At 72.6% G+C, this 15,776-nt stretch carries 16 protein-coding genes and 1 other RNA gene; 12 read left to right on the plus strand and 5 right to left on the minus strand.

Translation table 11 applies throughout. From position 1 onward, the window contains the following. Positions 1–64 precede the first annotated feature (64 nt). From ftsX to O2V63_RS03370, 3 genes are all read left to right on the plus strand, one after another. Positions 65–949, plus strand: coding sequence for a permease-like cell division protein FtsX (ftsX, locus tag O2V63_RS03360; RefSeq protein WP_269164831.1), 885 nt, complete (start codon positions 65–67; stop codon positions 947–949). A gap of 82 nt (positions 950–1,031) precedes the next feature. Then, positions 1,032–1,508, plus strand: a complete 477-nt coding sequence (gene smpB, locus O2V63_RS03365) for an SsrA-binding protein SmpB (RefSeq protein WP_269160630.1) — start codon at positions 1,032–1,034, stop codon at positions 1,506–1,508. Between the two features lie 4 nt (positions 1,509–1,512). Next, on the plus strand, positions 1,513–2,436 hold the full coding sequence (locus tag O2V63_RS03370) for an NADP-dependent oxidoreductase (RefSeq protein WP_269166147.1): 924 nt from the start codon (positions 1,513–1,515) through the stop codon (positions 2,434–2,436). A gap of 7 nt (positions 2,437–2,443) precedes the next feature. Here the strand turns inward: O2V63_RS03370 and O2V63_RS03375 are convergent, their stop codons facing one another. Continuing rightward, complete coding sequence (locus tag O2V63_RS03375; RefSeq protein WP_269166148.1) at positions 2,444–2,770, minus strand: DUF1905 domain-containing protein; 327 nt, start codon at positions 2,768–2,770, stop codon at positions 2,444–2,446. Between the two features lie 94 nt (positions 2,771–2,864). Between O2V63_RS03375 and O2V63_RS03380 the strand changes: the two genes are divergently transcribed. Continuing rightward, the gene (locus tag O2V63_RS03380; RefSeq protein WP_269166149.1) at positions 2,865–3,755 is read left to right on the plus strand and encodes an amidohydrolase family protein; all 891 of its coding nucleotides are present in this window, start codon (positions 2,865–2,867) and stop codon (positions 3,753–3,755) included. 11 nt (positions 3,756–3,766) lie between these two features. Next, positions 3,767–4,762 carry a GNAT family N-acetyltransferase gene (locus O2V63_RS03385; protein WP_269166150.1) on the plus strand — a complete coding sequence of 332 codons (996 nt, stop codon included), beginning with the start codon at positions 3,767–3,769 and terminating at the stop codon, positions 4,760–4,762. A 45-nt stretch (positions 4,763–4,807) separates the two neighbouring features. On the opposite strand, the gene O2V63_RS03390 is transcribed toward O2V63_RS03385, so the two are convergent. Both O2V63_RS03390 and O2V63_RS03395 read right to left on the minus strand, forming a co-directional pair. Next, positions 4,808–6,319, minus strand: a complete 1,512-nt coding sequence (locus tag O2V63_RS03390; RefSeq protein WP_269166151.1) for an MFS transporter — start codon at positions 6,317–6,319, stop codon at positions 4,808–4,810. A gap of 176 nt (positions 6,320–6,495) precedes the next feature. After that, complete coding sequence (locus tag O2V63_RS03395) at positions 6,496–7,125, minus strand: TetR family transcriptional regulator (protein ID WP_269166153.1); 630 nt, start codon at positions 7,123–7,125, stop codon at positions 6,496–6,498. 109 nt (positions 7,126–7,234) lie between these two features. Here O2V63_RS03395 and O2V63_RS03400 point away from each other — a divergent pair, with 109 nt between their 5' ends. The 4 genes from O2V63_RS03400 to O2V63_RS03415 all read left to right on the plus strand — a co-directional run bounded on the left by O2V63_RS03400 (position 7,235) and on the right by O2V63_RS03415 (position 10,986). Then, positions 7,235–8,155 carry a hypothetical protein gene (locus O2V63_RS03400; RefSeq protein ID WP_269166154.1) on the plus strand — a complete coding sequence of 307 codons (921 nt, stop codon included), beginning with the start codon at positions 7,235–7,237 and terminating at the stop codon, positions 8,153–8,155. Positions 8,156–8,173: 18 nt separating this feature from the next. Then, a complete protein-coding gene (locus tag O2V63_RS03405) occupies positions 8,174–9,055 on the plus strand; it encodes an SCO6745 family protein (RefSeq protein ID WP_269166156.1) in 882 nt (293 codons plus the stop codon). Continuing rightward, positions 9,052–9,588, plus strand: a complete 537-nt coding sequence (locus O2V63_RS03410; protein WP_269166157.1) for a carboxymuconolactone decarboxylase family protein — start codon at positions 9,052–9,054, stop codon at positions 9,586–9,588. The genes O2V63_RS03405 and O2V63_RS03410 overlap by 4 nt, the downstream gene beginning before the upstream one ends. 252 nt (positions 9,589–9,840) lie before the next feature. Then, positions 9,841–10,986, plus strand: coding sequence for a magnesium and cobalt transport protein CorA (locus O2V63_RS03415; protein WP_269166158.1), 1,146 nt, complete (start codon positions 9,841–9,843; stop codon positions 10,984–10,986). A gap of 3 nt (positions 10,987–10,989) precedes the next feature. Here O2V63_RS03415 and O2V63_RS03420 read toward each other — a convergent pair whose 3' ends face one another. Continuing rightward, positions 10,990–11,883 carry a dioxygenase family protein gene (locus tag O2V63_RS03420; protein WP_269166159.1) on the minus strand — a complete coding sequence of 298 codons (894 nt, stop codon included), beginning with the start codon at positions 11,881–11,883 and terminating at the stop codon, positions 10,990–10,992. Between the two features lie 171 nt (positions 11,884–12,054). Here O2V63_RS03420 and ssrA point away from each other — a divergent pair. After that, positions 12,055–12,430: a transfer-messenger RNA gene (gene ssrA, locus O2V63_RS03425) on the plus strand. Between the two features lie 145 nt (positions 12,431–12,575). Here ssrA and O2V63_RS03430 read toward each other — a convergent pair. Then, entirely contained in the window at positions 12,576–13,823 is a 1,248-nt protein-coding gene (locus O2V63_RS03430; RefSeq protein ID WP_269166161.1) for a serpin family protein, read from the minus strand. A gap of 186 nt (positions 13,824–14,009) precedes the next feature. On the opposite strand from O2V63_RS03430, the gene O2V63_RS03435 reads away from it, so the two are divergent. Further along, complete coding sequence (locus tag O2V63_RS03435; RefSeq protein ID WP_269166163.1) at positions 14,010–15,635, plus strand: sodium-dependent transporter; 1,626 nt, start codon at positions 14,010–14,012, stop codon at positions 15,633–15,635. Further along, positions 15,632–15,766, plus strand: a complete 135-nt coding sequence (locus O2V63_RS03440) for a methionine/alanine import family NSS transporter small subunit (RefSeq protein ID WP_269166165.1) — start codon at positions 15,632–15,634, stop codon at positions 15,764–15,766. The genes O2V63_RS03435 and O2V63_RS03440 overlap by 4 nt, the downstream gene beginning before the upstream one ends. Positions 15,767–15,776 lie beyond the last annotated feature (10 nt).

A 15,776-nucleotide genomic window follows, 5' to 3' on the forward strand; every position in this document is an offset into this window, starting at 1 on the left:
AACGCCCGACCGCTGGACGCCCGACCGCTGACACCGGGCCACTGAACGACATGACAGGGAACTGATGCGCGTCAACTTCGTCCTCTCCGAGGTGGCTGCCGGGCTGCGTCGGAACCTGACCATGACGGTCGCGATGATCCTGACCACCGGGATCTCGCTGGGCCTCATGGGCACCGGCCTGCTGATCGCCAACATGATCGGCGACATGCGCGAGATCTACTACGACAAGATCCAGGTCTCGATCTACCTCGCCGACGACGTCACCGACGAGCAACGGGACTCGATCGCCGCGCAGCTGGACGCCTCGCCCGAGGTGCAGGAGTACATCTACGAGACCCGCGCCGAGGCCTACCAGCGCTTCACCCAGCAGTTCCAGGAGCAGCCGGCGCTGATCGCCAACACCCCCGAGGACGCGCTGCCGGAGAGCTTCCGGGTCGAGCTGGTCAACCCCGAGCGGTACCCGGTCATCGCCGAGCAGTTCCCCAACGGGGAGGCCGGCGTCGACGAGGTCCGCGACGAGGGCGACTTCCTGGACCGGCTGTTCAGCCTGCTCAACGGCGCCCGCAACGGGACCCTCGCGGTGGCCCTCGTGCAAGCGCTGGCCGCGTTGCTGCTGATCTCCAACACGATCCAGCTCGCGGCCTTCAACAGACGCAACGAGACCAACATCATGCGACTGGTCGGCGCCTCCCGCTGGTACACCCAGCTGCCGTTCATCCTGGAGGCGGCGCTCGCCGGCCTGATCGGTGCGCTGCTGGCCATCGGCGGTCTGGTGCTGACCAAGATCCTGTTCGTCGACAAGACGCTCGCCGGGCCGATCAAGGCGGGCATCATCCCGCCGGTCGACTGGTCGGCGATCATCGCGATCTCGCCGATCATCGCCGCCGCCGGGGTGGGCTTGGCCGCCGTCGCCGCCTACGTGACGCTGCGGCTCTACGTCCGGCTCTGACGCTCGCCGTCCGCTGATCATGGCGCCTGCCCTCCGGGGTCGGGCGCCGTGATCGGTTGCGGGCCCTGGGTAACCTGGCGACATGCCGCGGGAACAGGGGCGCAAGTTCATCGCCCAGAACAAGAAGGCGCGGCACGACTACTCGATCCTGGACACCTACGAGGTGGGCCTGGTGCTCACCGGCACCGAGGTGAAGAGCCTGCGTGCCGGCCGTGCCTCGCTCGTCGACGGCTTCGCCAGCGTCGACGACGGCGAGGTGTGGCTGCAGCACGTGCACATCCCCGAGTACACCGAGGGCACGTGGACCAACCACGCCCCGCGCCGCAAGCGCAAGATCCTCATGCACCGCGCCGAGATCGAGAAGCTGATCGGCAAGACCAAGGAGGGCGGGCTCACGCTCGTCCCGCTCGACCTGTACTTCAAGGACGGCAAGGTCAAGGCCACCCTCGCGCTGGCCAAGGGCAAGAAGAGCTACGACAAGCGCCAGGACCTGGCCGAGCGTGACTCCCGCCGGGAGATGGAACGCGCCTTCGGCCGCTACGTGAAGGGACGGCGCTGACCTCATGCGCGGCATCGCCTACGACCGGTTCGGTGACGAGTCGGTCCTGCAGTTGCGCGACGACCTGCCCGAGCCCCCGGTGGGGCCGGACACGGTGCTGGTCCGCACCCGCGCGGCCGGGGTCAACCCGGTGGACATGGGCATCCGGGCCGGCGGCCTGGCCGGCTTCTTCCCGCACCACTTCCCGATCGTGCCGGGCTGGGACCTGGCCGGTGTCGTGGAGCGGGTCGGGCCGGCGGTGGTCGACTTCGCCCCCGGTGACGAGGTCTTCGGCTACCTGCGCCGGGACGACGTCCAGTGGGGGACGACGGCCGAGCTCGTGCCCGCCCCGCAGCGGTGCATCGCGCACAAGCCCGACTCGCTCGGGTTCACCGAGGCCGCCGCGTTGCCGCTGGCCGGGCTGACCGCCTACCAGGCGCTCACCGAGGCGCTCGACGTCGGCGAGGGCGACCGGGTGCTGGTGCACCGGGCCGCCGGCGGGGTCGGCTTCTTCGCCGTGCAGATCGCCGCCGCGCTCGGCGCGCACGTCATCGGCACCGCCAGCCCGCGCAACCACGGCTTCCTGACCGACGCCGGCGCCGCCGAGGTGCTCGACTACAACGCCGGCCCGATCTCCGGGCAGCTGTCCGAGCCGGTCGACGCCGTCCTGGACCTGGTCGGTGGGCCGGCGCTGGGTGACGCCCCCGACCAGGTGCGCGACCCGAGTCGGATCGCCAGCGTCGTCGACCCGGCGGTGCTCGACCTCGGCGGCCGGTACGTCTTCGTGCGCCCTGAGCGGCACGACCTGGAGGAGCTCGGCCGGATGGCCGACGCCGGGCAGCTGCGGGTGGCGATCGCCAAGGCGTTCCCGCTGGCGCAGACCGCCGACGCCCAGCGGCTGGTGGCCGAGGGGCACGTGCGCGGCAAGGTCGTCGTCACCCTCCCCTGATCCCGCCTCACACGGTCGGGCCGCTCCCGTTGGCGGCCCGACCGCCGCGCGGGGCGACGCGCAACGCGACCGTCACCGTGTCGCCGTCGTCGAACCGCTCCGCCGCGCGGACGTGCTGCTTCACCGGGAGCACGTAGCCGCCGGCGCGCGGCAGCAGCGAGGTCTCCCACTCGGTGGTGCCGATCCGCACGCGCACCGGGACCGCGCCCCAGCCGTAGCTGGTCACGGTGGCCTCGGCCCGAATGCGGTCGCACACGTCCGCGGGCAGGGGCAGCCAGTGGAACGGCGCCGGGCCACGCCACTCGAACAGCTCTGCGCTGAAGGTCGCGTCCACGCCGCCGGAGGCTAGTGGCGATCAGCGGACGGCGGTGCTCGTCCTGGCCGGCACGGTGGGCGCCCAGCGATGGGGCGGACCTAGGGTGGCCCTCGTGGTCGCGCCGCCCGTCGACGATGCCGACGTCCCGAGGTACTGGCGGGAGCTGGGGCTGCCCGGGCTGGTCGACGTGCACGTGCACTTCCTGCCGGAGCGGGTGCAGGCGAAGGTGTGGCAGTACTTCGCCGAGGCGGAGACGCACTACGGGGCGCCGTGGCCGGTCACGTACGCACTGCCGGTCGAGGAGCGGCTCGCCGTCCTGGACCGACTCGGCGTCCGGGCCTTCCCGACGCTGCCCTATCCGCACCGGCCGGGGATGGCCGCCTGGCTGAACGCCGAAGCGGCCACGTTCGCGGCCGAGCACCCGCAGGTGCTGCACTCGGCGACGTTCTACCCGGAGCCGGACGTGCAGTGGTACGTGGAGGAGGCGTTGTACGCCGGCGCGCGGGTGTTCAAGGTGCACGTGCAGGTCGGCGCCTTCGACCCGCGGGACCGGCTGCTGGAGCCGGTGTGGGCCCGGTTGGCCGAGACCGGCACGCCGGTGGTCATCCACTGCGGCTCGGGGCCGCTACGCGGGGAGCACACCGGCCCGGCCCCGATGGCCGGCCTGCTGGAGGTCTTCCCCCGGCTCCAGTTGGTGATCGCGCACCTCGGCATGCCGGAGTACGCGGCGTTCCTGGACCTCGCCGAGCGGTACGAGCGGGTGCACCTGGACACCACGATGTTCGCCACCGACTTCACCGAGCGGCTGATGCCCTTCGACCGGGCGCTGCTGCCCCGGCTGGCCGCGCTGCGGGACAAGGTGGTGCTCGGCAGCGACTTCCCGGCCATCCCGTACCCCTACGCCCACCAGCTGGCGGCGCTGCACCGGCTGGACCTGGGGGAGGAGTGGCTGCGGGCCGTCCTCTGGCACAACGGTGCACGGCTGTTCGGGGTGACCCCCTAACCTCGATCACCGTGAACCCTGCACCGCTCTCCCTGCCCGACGGCTTCTCCGCCCGCCCGATCCGCCCCGACGACGCCGTCGCCGTGGCCGAGCTGCTCGCCGTGGCCGAGGCGGTCGACGACACCGGGCTGCACGAGTCCCCCGAGGACCTCACCGGGCTGTGGGTCAGCGAGCTGGTCGACCTGGAGCGGGACACCCGGCTGGTGAGCACCGCCGACGGCACCGTCGTCGGCTACGCCACCACGATCGCCCCGCCCACGTTCCGGGACGCCTACGGCGTGCACCTGCAGGGTCGGGTGCTGCCGGAGTGGCGGGGCCGTGGCATCGGCCGGGCGCTGCTCGCCTGGCAGCTTGCGCGGGGCGAGGAGCTGCACGCCGAGCGGCACCCCGGGTCACCAGCCCGGCTGACCGCCACCGTGTACACGACGATGCCCTCGCTGGAGGCGCTGGTGCGCCGGGCCGGGCTGGAGGCGGTCCGCTGGTTCTTCCACATGGAGCGCCCGCTCACCGACCTGCCGCCGCGTCGCCGGCTCGACGGCATCGACCTGGTGCCGTTCACCTGGGACCGCGACGAGGAGGTGCGGCTGGCGCACAACGCCGCCTTCACCGAGCACTACGGCTCCAGCGAGCGCGACGTCGCCTCCTGGCAGGTCATGTTCACCGGCATGCGGACCTTCCGCCCGGACCTGTCGGTGCTTGCCGTCGAGGACGGCGAGGTGCTCGGCTACGCGCTGGCCTACGTCTCCGAGGCGACCGCCGCGGCCAGCGGCTCCCGGGAGAGCTACTTCGGCCAGATCGGCGTCCTCCCGGCCGCCCGGGGCCGGGGGGTCTCCAAGGCCGTGATCATCGAGGCGATGCACGCCGCCGCGGCACAGGACTGCCAGACCTCCGGGCTGGAGGTCGACAGCGAGAACGTCACCGGCGCGCTGGGGCTGTACGAGAGCCTCGGCTTCACCACCGCCCGGACCCAGGTCTCCTGGTCCCGGCGGCTGGCCCCGCTCAGCTGACGCACCGGAGGGGCCGACGCCGCGACGTCGGCCCCTCCGTGGGGGTCAGGCCGCCAGGGCCACCTCGGCGGGCAGGTCGTCCTTCTTCGCCCGGATCAGCACGATGCTGAGGACCAGGGCGACCGCCAGGAACACCGCGGCCCAGATGAAGGCCACGTGGTACCCGTGCACGAAGGCGGCTCCCGGGGCGGAGCCCGGGTTGTCGACGAGGTACCCGGTGACCGCCGAGGCGTAGAAGGTGTTCAGCAGGGCCAGGCCCAGCGAGCCACCGACCTGCTGGCTGGTGTTGAGCACGGCCGAGGCGATCCCCGTGTCGTGGCTCGCCACCCCGACCAGCGCCGTGCTGGACGCCGGCACGAACACCGCCGCCATGCCGAGGCTGATCGCCAGCAGGGCGGGGAGCACCTCGGCGACGTAGGAGCTGGTCTCGCCGATCCGGGTCAGCCACAGCATGCCCAGCGCAGCCACGAGCAGACCACCGATGATCAGCGGCCGCGGCCCGACCCGGGGGAGGACCTGGGAGACGACCCCGGCGCCGAGGATGATCCCGCCGCTGAAGGGCAGGAACGCGAAGCCGGACTCCAGCGGGCTGTAGCCGAGGGTCTGCTGGAAGTAGAAGGTCAGGAACAGGAAGATGGCGAAGATCCCTGCACCCACCAGCAGGAAGACCAGGTAGGAACCGCCCCGATTGCGGTCCAGGACCACGCGCAGCGGCAGCAGCGGGTGGCTGGCCCGCTGCTCGTAGAGCACGAACGACACCAACAGGACGGTGGCCGCGGCCAGCAGGGTCAGTGTGACCGGGTCGGTCCAGCCCACGCCCTCCTCGGCGGCCTTGCTGAAGCCGTAGACCAGGCTGACCAGGCCGGCGGCCGACAGCAGCACGCCCGGCACGTCGTAGCGACGATCGCCGTCGGCGCGGCTCTCCTTCACCAGGCCGATCGCGAAGACGGCGGTGGCCAGCGCGATCGGCACGTTGACGCCCAGCGTCCAGCGCCACGAGGCGTACTCGGTGAGCACCCCACCGAGGATCAGGCCGATCGCGGCGCCACCACCGGAGATGGCACCGAAGACGCCGAAGGCGCGGGCCCGCTCCTTGGGGTCGGTGAAGGTGACCGCCAGCAGCGACAGCGCGGCCGGCGCGAGCAGCGCCGCGAACGCACCCTGCAGGCCACGGGCGGCGAACAGCAGCTCCTGGTTGGGAGCCAGGCCGCCCAGTGCGGAGGCACCGGCGAAGCCGATCAGGCCGATCAGGAAGGCGCGCTTGCGGCCGGTGAAGTCGGCGATCCGCCCGCCGAGCAGCAACAGCCCGCCGAAGGCGAGCGTGTAGGCGGTGACCACCCACTGGATGTTCGCGGCGCTGATGCCCAGGTCGAGGCCGGCGTCGGGGAGGGCGATGTTCACGATCGAGGCGTCCAGCACGACCATCAGCTGGGCGACGGCGATGACGGCGAGGGCCAGCCAGCGGCGGGGGTCCGGGCCCTCGGTGTCCGGCGTAGGCGGTGGTGGCGCATCGGGGACGGTGGTCCCCGGCGGGGTGATCAGGCTGTCTGCGGGCATGACGGAGCCGTCCTTCTCGCGCGGTGCGCGGTGACGAGGGGGATGAGAGCAGGGGAGGGCTCGCGGCCGGCGGCGTCGCGCGGTCGCGTGCTGAGGAGGTGGCGGACCCGCCCGACCGGCGGCGGTGCGCGGTCGGGGAGGCCGGCGGGGTCAGTGCCGGCGCAGAGCGGAGCGGGTCAGCTCATGGGTCGGGCGAGTCCTGCGCCGGCCCAGCGCAGGCAGTCGCGGACGAGTTCCAGGAAGTGGTCGAAGGAGTCGTCTGGGTCCCAGGCCTCGATCGCCGTGTTGAAGGCGGCGAAGGTGGTGTTGAGGACCAGGGCGGCGTGCAGCTCCTCGCCGTCGGGGGTGCGACGGGCGACCCACTCCCGCAGGTCGGGCCCGAAGCTGTCACAGACGTCCCGCGACGAGTCGCAGAGCTCCGGTGACTGCTCGAAAAGCCGCTTCTGCCGGGGCAGGCGGTCGGCGAGGAGCTCCGCCAGGCTGAGGGCGAGACCGGTGAGCGCCTCCCACAGCGGCTCGCCCTTCGGACAGTCCGCCAGGAGAGCGCGCCACTGCTGCAGCTCCTGCGGATCGAGGTCGTAGACGACGGCTTCCTTGCTGCGGAAGTAGCTGAAGAACGTCGTCCGGGAGACACCGGCCTCGGCGGCGATGTCCTCCACGCTCACCGCGTCGAACCCGCGTTCGCTGATCAGGCGCAGCGCGGTCGAGCGGATCGTCCGCCAGGCCTCGAGCTTCTTGCGTTCCCGCAGGCCCAGCACGCGACCGACCGGACAGTGCGGGGTCTTCCCCTGTCCGGATCCGGTCACGTGATCACCGTAGGGCAAAAGCTGAACGCAGTACAGACATTTACCCAGTCCAGTTTCGTGGACACCGTGCGACCGGCCGGCGGCCGCCGCGAGGCGTACGGTCGATGTGATGCGGAGCATCCTGCGGACGGTCGTCGTGGCCTCCGCCGCGCTCGGCACCGCGGTGCTCGGGGCACCGGCGGTCGCCGCCGCCGAGGAGCCCACGGCCGAGCGCCGCCCCGCCGTCGAGAGCACCGCCGTCCAGAGCACCGTCGGGTACGACGTCTCGTACCCCCAGTGCGACCGGACGCTCCCCGGCGACGCGGCGTTCGCGGTCATCGGCGTCAACGGCGGCATCGCCACCACGGAGAACCGCTGTCTGGCCGACCAGTGGGAGTGGGCGGACGACTCCTCGGGTGCCGTGCCGGCCCAGCCGCGGGCGCAGCTCTACGTGAACACCGCCAACCCCGGCGAGGTGCGGGAGCAGGTGACGACCTGGCCGTCGCGGGGCGTCAACCGCTACGGCGTGTGCGACGGCGGCAACAGCGCTGCCTGTTCCTACGAGTACGGCGTCGAACGGGCCGAGAACGACGTCCGGATCGTGCTGGGCACCCTCGGCGACCTCGACGGGGACGCCGCCATCGACAGCCCGGCCGACCTCGTCGGCCTGCGCTGGTGGCTGGACGTCGAGACGATGAACACCTGGCAGACCGACGGCGCGGCGGCGCAGCGGAACAACCGGGCCACCCTGGAGGGGATGACCGACCACCTCGAGTCGGTGGGCGGCCGGGTCGGGCTCTACTCGACCGGCTACCAGTGGGGCGAGATCGTCGGTGACGTGCCCTCGTGGAGCAGCCTGCACGGGCTGGACAGCTGGCTGGCCGGCGCCCGCAGCCTCTCCGGCGCGGAAGCCAACTGTGCCGACGACCCGCTCGTCGACGGCGGACGGGTCGTGCTCACCCAGTACGTCGAGGACGACCTGGACCACAACCGCTCCTGTGTCGCGGGAGTCCGCTGGCCCGGGTCGGTTCCCTCGGGGTCGCGCGACTGACTGGTTAGGGTGCCCGGCATGGTCAGCGTCGATCAGCCCGCCTCCCCGCCCGCCCCCGACCTCCGCCTGGTCGCCCGCACCCACCGGCGGCTGGAGCCGCTGCACTCGCACGTCTACTTCGCGCCGGAGACCGACGAGCACCTGACCGGAGCCGGCCTCCGCCCGGGTCGGATGGTCTACTTCGCCGGCCGCGCGGCGGCGATGGGGGCGGTCGGCCCGGGCGTGGTGACGGCGACCTTCGCCAACTTCGCCCCGGCGATCGTGGCCCGGCACCTGCCCCGCGCCTGGACCCTCGCCACCCCGGAGCAGGTGCTCGCTGCCCGGACCGCGGCCGCGCGCGCCTCGCTCACCCGGCTCCTCGACGGCGCCGACGAGGGCAGCCTGCGCGAGCTGGCCGGCCTGCTCCGTGAGGCGTGCGCAGCGCTGACGCCGGAGGCCCGGCCGCTGTTCGCCGCCCACGCCGACCTGCCCTGGCCGGACGAGCCGCTGCTGCAGGTGTGGCACGGCGTCACGCTGCTCCGCGAGCACCGCGGCGACGGGCACGTGCTCAGCGTGGTCCGGCACGGGCTGACCGGGCTGGAGGCGCTGGCCACGCACACGCTGACCGGCCGCGGCTTCACCCGCGAGGCCGCCCAGGCGACCCGGGGCTGGTCCGACGAGGAGTGGACGGCGGCGCTGGACGGGCTCACCGAGCGCGGCCTGGTCGCCGACGGCGGGCTCACCGAGGCCGGCCAGCAGCTGCGGGCGTCGATCGAGCAGGAGACCGACGCGCTGTCGGCCGCCCCGTTCGCGCACCTGGGCACCGAGCGCACCGAGCGTGTCGCCGCGCTCGCCGGCGACCTGACCGGCCGGCTGCTGGGCAACGGCGCGTTCCCGGCCGGCGTGCTGTCCCGGTCGTGACCGGCGCGCGGCTGCCGGACGCCGCCGGAGACACCCCGGCCGCGGAGGTGCTGCGGGCCCGGCGCGGGGGAGAGCTGTCCGCGCTGGACCGCCTCCTGCTGCACAGCCCCGCCGTGGCCGAGGGGTGGAGCGCGCTGCTCGGGGCGCTGCGCAACGGGACGACGCTGACCGCCGACCTGACCGAGCTGGTGGTGCTGCGGATCGCCGTCCTCAACGGGGCGGAGTTCGAGTGGGTCGCGCACGAGCCGGCCGCCCGCCGGGCCGGGGTCACCGACGCCCAGCTCGCCGCGCTGCGGACCCCCGACGCGGCCGCGGCGCCGGTGTTCTCCCCGGTCCAGACCGCGGTGCTGCGGTTCACCGATGCGTCGAGCCGGCAGGTCGACGTCCCTGCTGCGGTCTTCTCCGCCGTGCGGGCGCACCTGGACGACCGGCAGGTGGTCGAGCTCGTGACCACCGTGGCCGGCTACGCGATGGTCTCCCGGTTCCTGGTCGCGCTGCGGGTGCCGGCTCCGGCCGGCGAGGTCGCCGGCTGACTCTTGTCGTGCCGTTCACCCCCCGGTCGGGCGACCGGGATGCCCAGGAGCGCCCTCGCGTGTCACGATGGACGACGGCCCGCGCGACGCTGGCCCTGGGGACGACGGGAGGTGCTGGGCCGTGCGATCGGAGCCTCCCAGTTGCAGTCCCGAGGTCCCTTCCCGCTGACGCCCCCAGCTCGCTGAGCCGGGCGGGCACGCGTACGGGGACCTCCCGCGCCCACCCGTCCCCGCGTCCCCCGGGAGCCCGCAGTGGCCGATCGTCGCCTCGCCCCCCGCACCGCCCTGTCCACCCTCACCCGCCGGCCCCGCGCCGTCCTCGTGCCCCCGCGGCCGGCCGAGCAGCCCGGTCCGGAGGCCGCGGCCGAGCGGCGCTCGCGGATGGTCGACAACGCGGTGTACGCCGCCGGACGGCGGATCGCCACGCCCGCATCGGCGGCCGAGAGCCACGAGTGGCTGACCGAGGGCTTCGACGACCGGATGGTCTGGCTCGGGCTGTACCGCCCGGAGCCGGCCGCGCTGGGTGAGCTGGCCGAGCAGTACGACCTGCCCGACCTCGCGGTCGAGGACGCCATCCACGCCCACCAGCGGCCGAAGTTCGAGCGGTACGGGGACACGCTGTTCGTCGTCCTCAAGGCCGCCCGCTACCTGGACGAGGCCGAGGAGGTGGAGTTCGGCGAGCTGCACCTGTTCCTCGGCAAGGACTTCGCCATCACCGTGCGGCACGCCGAGTCGCCGGACCTGGCCCGGGTGCGCCGCCGGCTGGAGAGCTCGCCGGAGCTGCTGGCCCGCGGTTCGGAGGCGGTGCTGTACGCGATCCTGGACGCCGTCGTCGACGGGTACGCCCCGGTCGTCGCCGGGCTGGACAAGGACATCGACGAGATCGAGGTCGAGGTCTTCCGCGGTGACCCGCAGGTGTCGCGGCGCATCTACGAGCTGTCCCAGGAGGTCGTGGACTTCCAGCGGGCGGTCCAGCCGCTGACCGGCATCCTCGCCGCGATCACCGCCGGGTTCGAGAAGTACGGCGTCGACGAGGAGCTGCGCAGCCACCTGCGGGACGTCGCCGACCACGTCACCTCGACCACCGAGCGGGTCGAGGGCTTCCGGCTGCAGCTGCGCGACATCCTCACCGTGAACGCCACGCTGGTCGCCCAGCGGCAGAACGAGGAGATGAAGACCCTCACCGAGACCAGCCTCGCCCAGGGCGAGGAGGTCAAGAAGATCTCCGCCTGGGCCGCCATCCTGTTCGCCCCCAGCCTCGTGGGCGGGGTCTACGGGATGAACTTCGACCACATGCCGGAGACCGACTGGCAGTACGGCTACCCGTTCGCCGTCGTGCTGATGTTCATGGTCAGCCTCACGCTGTACGTGATCTTCAAGCGCCGCGACTGGATCTAGAGGTCACGGAGAGGGCGTTGCGGTCGGCTCGACGACGAGGTCGATGACGGCGAGCCGGAACGGGTTCACCGTGCCGAACCGGGCGGCCTGCTCGGCGTCGTCGACGGAGGCGAAGTCGCGGATCAGGCTGCGCTTGACCGCGAAGACCGCATCGGCGTCCAGGTACGGGCTGCCGTCGACGAAGACGTGCGTGGTCACCGGCACGAACCCGGGCGCATCGGCGATGAAGTGCACGTGCGCCGGCCGGAACGGCGGCCGGTCGGTCGCCGCGAGCAGCTCGCCGACCGGGCCGTCGGTGGGGATCGGGTAGTGCGCCGGGACGGTGGTGCGGAACCAGAACCGGCCCTCCTCGTCGGTGGTGAACAGCCCGCGGCCGTTGCCCGCCGGCTGCACGTCGGGCTGCTGGACGTCGTAGAAGCCGTGCTCGTCGGCCTGCCACACGTCGACGCTCGCCCCGGGCACCGGCTCACCGGAGACCGAGAGCACCCGGCCGGTGACGACGCAGGGCTGGTCGCCGCCCACCTCGTCGATCGAGTCGCCGTTGCGGCGGGGTGGCGAGACGGTCATGTGGAAGGGCCCGAGGACGGTCGCCTCCGTGGCCCCGCCGACCTTGCGGTGGTTGATGTTCTCCACCAGCGACGAGATCCCGAGGACGTCGGAGAGCAGCACGAACTCCTGCCGCACGTCGTCGCACTGCTGCCCGGTGCGGGTGAGGAAGTCGATGGCGTGCTCCCACTCGGCGAGCGTCGGTTCCACCTCCCGGATCGCGGTGTGCAGCCCGCGCACGAGCGCGCCCAGCACCTCCCGCAGCCGGCTGTCCGGTGTCGCGGCGAAGCTGGCGACGACGGCGTCGGTGATCGTGTGCTCGTCGATGTCGGCGGTGACGTCGTCGGTCATGCGCTGCCCCCTGGCGGGTCGAGCGGGACGACCGGCAGCTGGAGCGCCGACGGCCCGGCGGTGACGTGGTGACGGTGTGCAGTGTCGTCCGCGGACCGAGCGGGGGGTGGGCCGCGCGCTCGGGAACACCTGGGGGACATGTGCCGTTATGCTGGCCGTACAACTACACAGGGGGGCGATTGGTCTCGACTGCGGTCGTCTGACCAGGGGAAGCGAGCCGAGGAAGGCAACGATGATCTCGTTAACCATCCGTTGCAAAAAACACAAGCGCCGATTCCAATCAGCGCGACTTCGCTCTCGCTGCCTAACAGCAGCTAGGCGAGTCTGTCAGCCCGGGTTCGTCATCGGCCCGGATCCTGGCATCAGCTAGATGACTCACCGCACGCATCGGTCGCGGGTGCGTGTGGGACACCACACAGCGACTGGGCCCGTCATCCCGACTCGTTCGTGAGATCGGGAGGGTCGAGCAGAGGCAGAGCGAACTGCGCTCGGAGAAGCCCTGGTGATGCGTCGCAGGACGCGGGTTCGATTCCCGCCGCCTCCACCACAGGATCGTCCTCGACGAGCTGGTCCGGTTCCCGGGTCCGCCGCTCGAGGAGCATCCGCTGGTGAAGCCCCCGTTCCACCACGTAGGGCCCGGTCACTCGACCGGGCCCTACGTGCGTCCGGTGCGGGTGCCCGGGCTGGGGAGCTCAGGCCGACGGTTCCTGGACGACGGTCATGAACAGCGGTGAGCGCGTCTCCGTGTCGGTCAGCACGAGGAGGAAGGGCCGGTCGAACGACACGACCGCGGACGGGGGTGCCGCTGCCGCCTCCTCGACCACCACGGCGGTGGCAGCGGCCGCTTCGGTGCCGTCCTCGTCCACGTCGAGGAACGCCTGCTGCACGACCCGCGAGATGGCCAGACCGTCCCGGCCGAGGCCGGAGTAGTCACCACCCTCGACCGGCAGCCCCATCGCGGCCAGCACGTCCAGCAGCTGGTGCGACTGCTCGAGCTCCAGCCGCGGCAGCTGCACGCCCACCTCTGTCGACTCGGCGGCTTGCAGGCCGGTCAGGGTGGCGGCGTCGACGGTGCACGGGTCGGTGCCCTCGGGCGGCAGGACGGCGACGGCGCTGAGCGTTCCGTCGCGGTAGGCCAGCTCGACCGCCTGCCAGCCGTCCGCGGCACGGTGGGCGCCCGTCGCGCCGCTCATCATCTCGACGGTCACCTCACCGGACGGCGCCGCGAACGGAGCCGGCCGGGTGTCGGTGAAGGGGATCGCCCACCTGGCCTGGAGGTGCAGGGCATTGGTCAGCACGGCGACGGTGTTCGGTCTCAGCGGCTCGGGCAGGAGCTCCTCGATGACCCCGCGGGTGTCCTCCTCGACCGTCGTGTTGATCCGGTCGGTCGCCGCTCCCGGGTCGCCGGCGAAGTCCAGTGCCAGCACGTCGGCGTCGAAGCCGGTCGCGATGTCGTCCAGGTAGTCGGGGTCCGGCTCCATGCCCTCGGCGATCCAGAGGCGGTTGCTCATCTGCAGCGAGTCCGGCGCATCGTCGTCCTCGAGGTCGCCCTCGTGGCGGAGGCCGTCGAGTGCGTCGGTGTGGTCGCGGAACGCCGCGACGAGGTCGGGGGACCACTCCGGCAGGTGCAACACGGTCCGGACGGCCTCCGCCGTCTGCCCGCGGCTGGCGGGGTACAGCAGGCTCAGCGCCCCGGCTGCCGAGGTCGGGGACAGCAGCACGGTCTGGTCGGGGGTGTGCGCGCAGACCTCGTGCAGCAGGTCGACACCGAACGCGGTCTGGGCCTCGGCGACGTCGTCCGCCGTCAGCGTCCCCACCGGCACGGGGACGACCTGCCCGCGGTGGCCGAGGGGGTCGGTGCCCGCCGTGCCGCAGGCGGTCAGCGCCGCCGCCGAGCCGGCCGCGACGGCGAGGAGTCGTCCCCGACTGCACCTGGCCACCACGTCGCTCCTCCCTGGTGTCACCCGCGCCCCGGACGGGATCAGCATGATCGTGCCGGGGCGTGCCGGTACAGGACCGCGCTGCCTTCGTGCTGCTCCCGTGACCTGGGACGGCACCGGGACGATGCCGCCGAGGCGCCGGGGCCTGACATCCTCTCCTCGACGGATCACGACACAGGAGGTCGCATGAGCACGACGGCGGGGCGGGCCCCGGAGCAGCCCGACGAGGAGGAGCGCCGCGGCGGGTTCAGCTCCAGGCGCGTGTTCATCCTGGCGGCGATCGGGTCGGCGGTCGGGCTCGGCAACATCTGGCGGTTCCCCTACGTCGCCTACGAGAACGGCGGCGGTGCCTTCCTGCTGCCCTACCTGATCGCGCTGCTGACCGCCGGCATCCCGTTCCTGCTGCTGGACTACGCGATCGGCCATCGCCACCGCGGCTCGGCACCGCTCTCCTTCGCCCGGCTGCGCCGCGGCACCGAGGGGCTCGGCTGGTGGCAGGTGGGCATCTGCTTCGTCATCGCCGTCTACTACGCCGCGGTCATCGCGTGGGCGCTGCGGTACACCTTCTTCTCCCTCGACCTGGCCTGGGGCGACGACCCCGAGGGCTTCTTCTTCAGCGAGTTCCTCCAGGCCGGCGACGTCCGGGTCACCGCCGACGTGGTGCCCGGAGTGCTCGTGCCCCTCGCGCTGGTCTGGCTGGCCGTCCTGGTGGTGATGGCCCTCGGCGTCCAGCGGGGCATCGGCCTGACCTCGCTGGTCTTCATCCCGGTGCTGGTGCTCGCCTTCGTCGCCCTCGTGGTGCAGGCGCTGCTGCTGCCGGGCGCAGGAGCCGGCCTCGATGCGCTCTTCGCGCCCGACTGGTCGGCACTGACCTCGCCGGCGGTCTGGGCCGCCGCGTTCGGCCAGATCTTCTTCTCGCTGTCGGTCGGCTTCGGCATCATGATCACGTACGCCTCCTACGTCCGCCGCCGCGAGGACATGGTCGGCTCCGGCCTCGTGGTGGGCTTCTCGAACTCCGGTTTCGAGCTGCTCGCCGGCATCGGGGTGTTCGCCGCCCTGGGCTTCATGGCCCAGGCCAGCGGAGAAGCGGTCGACGAGGTCGCCAGCGGAGGGATCGGCCTGGCCTTCATCGCCTTCCCGGCGATCATCAGCGAGGCCCCGGGCGGCGCCCTGCTCGGCGTCCTGTTCTTCGGGGCGCTGGTCATCGCCGGCATCACCTCGCTGATCAGCGTGATCGAGGTGGTGATCTCCGCGGTCCGCGACAAGCTGGACACCGGCCGCCTCACCGCGACCCTCGCGGTCGGCGTCCCGGCCGCGGTGCTGAGCCTGGTGCTCTTCAGCACGACGAGCGGCATCTACGTGCTCGACGTCGTCGACCACTTCGTCAACCAGTACGGCATCCTCGTCGTCGCGCTGGTCAGCATGCTGGTCGTCTCCTGGGTGGTCCGGGCCCTGCCCGGCCTCGGTGCGCACCTCAACGTGCACGGCCGTCCCCGGGTCGGCACCGGCTGGCGCCTGCTGACGAGCGTCGTCGCCCCGGTCGGCCTGGCCGTCGTGCTCGTCCTCGCACTGCGGGACGACCTGGCCGCGCGCTACGAGGACTACCCGGCCTGGCTCCTGCTGGTCCTCGGCTGGGCGCTGGTCGTGGCGCTGCCGCTCATCGGCTTCCTGCTCGCCCGGCTCCCGTGGCGCGCCGGGACCCACCTGGACGGACCGCCACCGGGCTCCGATCCGGCGGCGCCGCTGCACGCACCCGCCACCACGGACCGGACCCCGCACGACCGCCCGCAGGACGAGGGAGGACCCCGATGAGCACGGCAGCGATCGTGATGATGGTGGTGGCGATGGTCGTCATCTGGGGCGGCCTCGCCCTGGCCGTCGCCAGCCTGCTGCACCACGGCGCCGTCGAGGAACGCGCCGAGGGCCCGCGCCGCGACCTCTGACCGGCGGACG

Source organism: Modestobacter sp. VKM Ac-2977 (genome assembly GCF_026968045.1).
GTDB lineage: Bacteria > Actinomycetota > Actinomycetes > Mycobacteriales > Geodermatophilaceae > Modestobacter.

Excerpts from the sequence above, each read along its gene's own strand:
- ftsX (WP_269164831.1), top strand. The coding sequence starts at position 65 with ATGCGCGTCAACTTCGTCCTCTCCGAGGTGGCTGCCGGGCTGCGTCGG.
- smpB (WP_269160630.1), top strand. The coding sequence starts at position 1,032 with ATGCCGCGGGAACAGGGGCGCAAGTTCATCGCCCAGAACAAGAAGGCG.
- O2V63_RS03370 (WP_269166147.1), top strand. The coding sequence starts at position 1,513 with ATGCGCGGCATCGCCTACGACCGGTTCGGTGACGAGTCGGTCCTGCAG.
- O2V63_RS03390 (WP_269166151.1), bottom strand. The coding sequence starts at position 6,319 with ATGCCCGCAGACAGCCTGATCACCCCGCCGGGGACCACCGTCCCCGAT.
- O2V63_RS03400 (WP_269166154.1), top strand. The coding sequence starts at position 7,235 with ATGCGGAGCATCCTGCGGACGGTCGTCGTGGCCTCCGCCGCGCTCGGC.
- O2V63_RS03405 (WP_269166156.1), top strand. The coding sequence starts at position 8,174 with ATGGTCAGCGTCGATCAGCCCGCCTCCCCGCCCGCCCCCGACCTCCGC.
- O2V63_RS03420 (WP_269166159.1), bottom strand. The coding sequence starts at position 11,883 with ATGACCGACGACGTCACCGCCGACATCGACGAGCACACGATCACCGAC.
- O2V63_RS03435 (WP_269166163.1), top strand. The coding sequence starts at position 14,010 with ATGAGCACGACGGCGGGGCGGGCCCCGGAGCAGCCCGACGAGGAGGAG.
- O2V63_RS03440 (WP_269166165.1), top strand. The coding sequence starts at position 15,632 with ATGAGCACGGCAGCGATCGTGATGATGGTGGTGGCGATGGTCGTCATC.